This window comes from Evansella tamaricis, assembly GCF_019042215.1.
Taxonomy (GTDB): Bacteria; Bacillota; Bacilli; order Bacillales; family Salisediminibacteriaceae; genus Evansella; species Evansella tamaricis.
In genome coordinates this window covers 1-6,250 of sequence record NZ_JAHQCS010000078.1, presented here as the reverse complement: position 1 = coordinate 6,250, position 6,250 = coordinate 1, and the positions used below count along the sequence as shown (strand labels likewise).

2 protein-coding genes are annotated in these 6,250 nt (G+C 47.8%); both read left to right on the top strand.

From position 1 onward, the window contains the following. The first annotated feature begins 631 nt into the window (after positions 1 to 631). The gene (locus KS419_RS07685; protein WP_217065588.1) at positions 632 to 2,791 is read left to right on the top strand and encodes a histidine kinase; all 2,160 of its coding nucleotides are present in this window, start codon (positions 632 to 634) and stop codon (positions 2,789 to 2,791) included. Next, complete coding sequence (locus tag KS419_RS07680; RefSeq protein ID WP_217065587.1) at positions 2,788 to 5,097, top strand: response regulator transcription factor; 2,310 nt, start codon at positions 2,788 to 2,790, stop codon at positions 5,095 to 5,097. The genes KS419_RS07685 and KS419_RS07680 overlap by 4 nt, the downstream gene beginning before the upstream one ends. The last annotated feature ends 1,153 nt before the right edge of the window (positions 5,098 to 6,250 follow it).

Here is a 6,250-nt window from a genome sequence, read left to right as displayed (position 1 = left end):
CAGTTCACGGTTCAGTTGTCCGAACTCACGGCTAGTTCGGACAGTTCACGGCCAGTTCCGGTTTCAGTTGTCCGAACTTACGGTCAGTTCGGACAGTTCACGGCCAGTTCCGGTTTCAGTTGTCCGAACTTACGGCTAGTTCGGACAATTCGCGGCGATTTCTTGGTTCAGTTGTCCGAACTTACGGCTAGTTCGGACATTTCACGGCCATTTCCGGTTTCAGTTGTCCGAACTCACGGTCGATTCGACAAGTGACAGGCACCTTCCGATTACGAGCTTCCCGATTTCGACAAGTGACAGGCACCTCCCGATTGCACCTCCCGATTCAGCCCGCAACATTGCGAAATTTTAATGTTTCCTAGATTACCGACTCTATTTTTCCATAAAAGATAGTGGATGTTTGGCGGGCTTGATGGTAGTTATTACCCACAAACATACGGTTTACTTCACGACCTTCGGACTATAGGTAGTACTAGTATATAATTTTCTATAGGAGTTCACTATTCAAAATCTGGTTATTTCTTTCGAAATCTTGCACTTTTTATCGAAATTTGGCTTCTTGTCCCATTGACTTTCCATGTATCTTCCATAAAAATGAAGATATACTGATAGATTACTAGGAGTAAATGACATGAAACATCTTATTGGGCGACTACATCGAAATCTGAATATCTCCACGAAATTGTTTATCATGACATTTGTAATGATCAATGTGCTGATTCTTTCGGTGAGTTTTCTTTACTCAAATAATGCTCGAGAGGTGCTGCTCCAGGAACAGCTTGATTATGCGCAGCAGTTTACGAGTAAGACAGATGAGTATTTAACGCTCAATTTAAATAATATCCATGGGTTTCTTTTGTCTGTGGCAAATGATTCCTTTTTGCAGACTGGGGATTACAATCACCTTCAAGGCTGGTTCCGGGAATATTTAGCTCTCTACATTCCGAATGCGAAGAACGTTCATTTACTGGATGGAGACAAAGTCGTTGCCAGTTCGTCTCATGTTGGATGGTTGCTCGATGGGGATGAGGGGTTTCATAGTGCGGTGATGAGGCTTGCGGTTCAGGATCAGATTCACTGGTCGGAGCCATATTATTCCCCCGTCTCCGGTCAGACGGTCACGGCCGTGATTCAGTTAAGGAATGTTGATGGGAAAAATTTAGTGTTGGCATTGGACATCGATTTGCCCCAATTATATGAAAATATTTTTCCGAATACTCTTGCAAATATGTCCGGTAAATTGGTGTTACTAGATTATCACAACCATCCCCTGTTCGGGTCGGATCCATACGTGGAGTACGATCCTTTTAGGAAGGAGTATGATTTGGCTCTGATCGATCCTGCCCTTTTTAATGCCTCCTGGCAGACCACGATTGAAGAGCTCAACGGCAACGATCACCTTTTTGTCCGTAGCCAATCAAATCCCCTCCTCTGGCAGGTCGTATGGATTTTAGATAAAAACGAGATTTTCCGTTCCCTCCAGGAAGGGATGGATTATTATACGATTTTAACAATTATTTCCCTGTGTCTCGCCATTGTCATTTCCTTTATTCTTTCCCGCACGATTGGACATCCGATTCAAATTTTAGCCAAGTCCATGGATCACGTGGGGCAAGGGAACTGGGAGACGAAAATCGAGCTGGACCGGAATGATGAGCTGGGGAAGCTAGGCAAGCACTTTAATTCCATGACAGACAAGATTAATGATCTAGTAACCACACTGCAAAAGACGGAGCAGGCGAAGAAGGAAGCGGATTTCACTGCGCTCCAAAGTCAGATACGGCCCCACTTTATTTTTAACACGTTAAATTCCATCAGCATTGCAGCAAGGGAGAAGAACCACGCCAAGGTGGATCAGCTGATCACCGCCTTTTCGGAGACGATTCACTACAGCCTCGAATCGGCGCCCTCCCTCGTGACACTGGACGACGAGATCCATGCGTTGAAAAATTATATGTCGTTGATGCAAATCCGTTATGATTACAAGTTTGACTTCGATCTGGACATCGATGTTCGGTCATTGGGGTTTCAGCTCCCGAAGTTCAGCTTGCAGCCACTCGTGGAGAATGCCATCTTCCACGGACTGGTCCCGGCGAAAAACGGTGGGATGCTGTTTATTGGAACGGAATTGGGTGATGATTCCTGGGACATTATCATCGAGGATAATGGCATCGGGATGGATGCTGGGAAACTGGCCGACCTGCACAATACGTTGCGGAAGATGGATGCGGATCTGGCCGTGATGGGGAATTCTTGGAACGGACCCCTTGATTTAGGAAAGGCTGAAGATGATTTAGGAATGGCTGATGATGACTTAGGAAAGGCTGTCGATGATTTAAGAATGGCTGAAGATGATTTAGGAATAGCTGTCGATTACTTAGGAATGGCTTCCTTTGAATTAGGGATAGGTGCTTTTGAATCGGGGGTCGGTGGAAAGATGGACTTCGAAACGATCGGGGATGCATTAGAATCAGGTGCTAACATCGAATCTGCCACGGTGGATTCTATTACAGATTCTGTTACAGATTCTGTTACATCAGGGGCCGCCAATGAATCAGGTGGAAACCGCAGAAACAATGTCCATGATGAGGTGGCGGCAACCCTACCTCACAGCCAATCGGACGGGAGTTCAAGAAGGTTTGATTCCGGACATATTGGAATGAAAAACGTCCACGGAAGGCTTAAGTTGCTGTTCGGAGATGCGTATCACGTGAGAATCAAAAGTAACATTGACGAAGGAACACGGATTATACTGACAATTCCCATTCAGAAGGAGGAAACATTCTCATGATAAAGATGCTGATTGTTGACGACGAGCCGATGGCAAGAACACATGTGAAAAACAGTTTCCCTTGGGAAGACTGGGGAATTACGATTGTGGGTGAGGCGACGAATGGGGTTGAGGCGCTCTCCTTTTGCGCCCGTGTAATGCCAGATGTGGCGCTGATTGACATTACGATGCCTGTTATGGGTGGATTCCAGCTATTGGATGAACTGAAACGGAAGTATCCTATGATAAAGGTCATTTTTTTGACAGCTCACCGAAGTTTTGAGTTTGCGCAAAAGGCGATTCACCAAGGGGCTGACGGTTACATATTAAAGTCTCCAATTAATTTAGATGAGACAAAGGCAGTGATCAGCAAGATCAAGAAAGAAATTCAGCGAGTTTCCAAATGGAAGGTTCAGGAGGAAAAGCGTCTCTTAAACTATCGTTTTCCATTGCGTCAAAAGTATTTTCTCCAGTTGCTGAATGCAGCTACCGATAGTGGTGCCCATCAAGTTGGAAATTCAAGTGAGGATCAGAACGGACATGGTAATCAGGTGGGGAATTTGAATGAGGATGGGAATTTGAATGGGACTCGGAAAAATCGGATTGGGAATTTGAATGGGGATGGGAAAAGCACTCGTCACTTTACCGCAAAAGATAGCTCTGGGCATGGGTTTGGCACGTCTCAGGAAATGCTGGAAGAAGCATCTTCCCTCGGGATACAATTGCGCGATGGCCCCTACTTCGTTATGATGGGCATTCTTTCGGACCGATTGTCTACTATAAAGAACGATAAAGTGTTTGGACAAGATACGCAAACTTCAAAGGAAAATGGAAATGATAGTAAGAAAGATCTGAAAAATGGTAGTAGAAGTTCTATTGGCAATGGTAGACAGGATGTAGAAATCATAGATGGAAATGATCGTTCAACGAGTAAGCAAGGTTTTGTTGATGATAATGATTTTGATGGCAGTACCATGGAAGGTTTGCCTCATAAGGATGGCAAGTCACGTGGTCATGGGGAGTATGCTCCGGATGGTAATGCTGGGAAAAAGGTTGCATTACTGGCTGCTGAAAACGGGAAGCGTGGTTTGGACGTGGGGGTTAAGGGTTCGAAGAGTAGTACTCTATTTTTCCCAGATCAAAGCTTGTATGCTCTGGAATCTCAGGTGTATGAGTGGGTGACGGAGTCGATGGTGGCGGGGGCCGGGGTGGTATGTGAGGTGTTTCCGGTCTCGCCGGGGCGGTTTGTGATGGTGGTTCCGGGGCTTGTTGGTGGTGCTGATGGGGAGTTGGTTGGTGCGGGATTGGTGCCTGGTGATGTTTCGGAGGTGCTTCGATCGATTGCCGCGGTGGTGCTGCAGCGGGTGAATTTAGAGCTGAGTGCTTCTGGTTATGGGGGGTATGGTTTTTCGGTTTTGTGTGATGATGGGGTGAATGCGGTTAGTGAGTTTGTGGCGGCCTATCAGCGGTTGGAGGGTTTCGCGGATTATGTGTATTATTGTGACGGCCGGGTGCCGTTGTTTGTGGAAGGGTGTCGGGCGTTTTTTGAGAGGTCGGAGGAGTTGGCTGCACTTGAGGCTAGGTTTGCGAAAGTGGTCAAGGGGCGTTCAGAGCGGCAGATGGACGAGTGGGTTCAGATGGTGGTTGATGTTGCGATGGAGCAGAAGTTCCACCCGGCGTTTTTGAAGGGATGGTTCGGGGAGTTAGGCGCTCGTTTGTCTGGAGTTGATGTCTCGGCGGTCGGGGATGATGCTGGTGTTGGGGCTGGCGGGGCTGGTTTGGGGGCTGGCGCTGGTTTGGGTACTGGCGCTGGCGGGGTGCTTCGGAATAGAAGTGTGCCTGGTGTGCTGGAGCATGACGATGTGGCTGGGTCGGTGCCTTTCCCTGTGTTTGAGAATAGTGTTAGTCTGCGCGATTCGTTGGCGTTGCTGCGGGAGTGGTTTGCTTTAGTTTGTGAATCAGATAGTCAGCAGGTGCAGGTGCAAGTGCAGGTGAGTTCGCAGGTGGCGGAGGCGATTTCGTTTATAAAGGAGAATTTACGGGAGGAATTGACGCTGAACACGATTGCGGAGCATGTATTCCTCAGTCCGTCGTATTTGGGCCGGACGTTTAAAAAGCAGATGGGGCAATCGATCATTGATTATATTTTGGATCAGCGGATGGCGGAGGCCAAGCGGCTCATGAAGGAGTCGAAGTACAGGAATTATGAGATCGCGGAGCAGGTTGGGTTTCAAAATTATTCTTATTTTTCGACGATTTTTAAGAAGTTGGAGAATATGTCGCCGAATGAGTATCGTAATAGTATAACGAGGACGGTGCAGCGGTGATTGGGTTGGGTGGTTTGATGTAGTTTAGTGTGTGGGGTGTGGTATGAATAGGTGGTGTGGTATAACTATGTACCGAATCTGAATTATGACCCACATGCGGGTGCAATGGTGTTAGGTTGGGTAGTTTGGTAGTAGTTTGGTGTAGTTTGGTTTAGTTTGGTGTAGTTTGGTTTAGTGTAGTGTGTTGTGGTCAGGGTAAGACCGGCAGCGGTGTTGATTTTAGTGTAGTAGAAGTGGTGGTCACGATGGGTGATCACCTTTTTTTATGTACATTGGCTAGGATAGGACATATTGGCGGGGATTTACGGGTGAATTGTCCGAATTCTCTTGCTGGTTCGGACAGTTCATGGATGCGACATTAGGGAGGGGATCGACTCCTCTTTTGTCGCTTCCTCCTTAAGGATGCGACATTAGGTCCGGGTTCGGATTCTCTTTTGTCGCTTCCTCCTTAAGGATGCGACACTTGGTCCGGATTCGGCCTCTCTTTTGTCGCTTCCTCCCTTAAGGATGCGACATTAGGTCCGGGTTCGGCCTCTCTTTTGTCGCTTCCTCCTTGAGGATGCGACATTAGGGAGGGGATCGGCTCCTCTTTTGTCGCTTCCTCCTTGAGGATGCCACATTAGGGAGGGGGTCAGATACTCTTTTGTCGCTTCCTCCTTGAGGATGCGACACTAGGGAGGGGATCGGCCTCTCTTTTGTCGCTTCCTCCTTAAGGATGCGACATTAGGTCCGGGTTCGGCCTCTCTTTTGTCGCTTCCTCCTTGAGGATGCGACATTAGGGAGGGGATCGGATCCTCTTTTGTCGCTTCCTCCTTGAGGATGCGACATTAGATCCGGGTTCGGCTCCTCTTTTTGTCGCTTCCTCCTTGAGGATGCGACATTAGGGAGGGGATCGGCCTCTCTTTTGTCGCTTCCTCCTTAAGGATGCGACATTAGTTTGGTAATCGGCATCCCTTTTGTCGCTTCCTCCCTTAAGGATGCGACATTAGATCCGGGATCGGATCCTCTTTTGTCGCTTCCTCCTTTAGGATGCGACATTAGGGAGGGGGTCGGCTCCTCTTTTGTCGCTTCCTCCTTTAGGATGCGACACTTGGTCCGGATTCGGCCTCTCTTTTGTCGCTTCCTCCCTTAAGGATGCGACATTAGGGAGGGG

Excerpts from the sequence above, each read along its gene's own strand:
- KS419_RS07685 (WP_217065588.1), top strand. The coding sequence starts at position 632 with ATGAAACATCTTATTGGGCGACTACATCGAAATCTGAATATCTCCACG.
- KS419_RS07680 (WP_217065587.1), top strand. The coding sequence starts at position 2,788 with ATGATAAAGATGCTGATTGTTGACGACGAGCCGATGGCAAGAACACAT.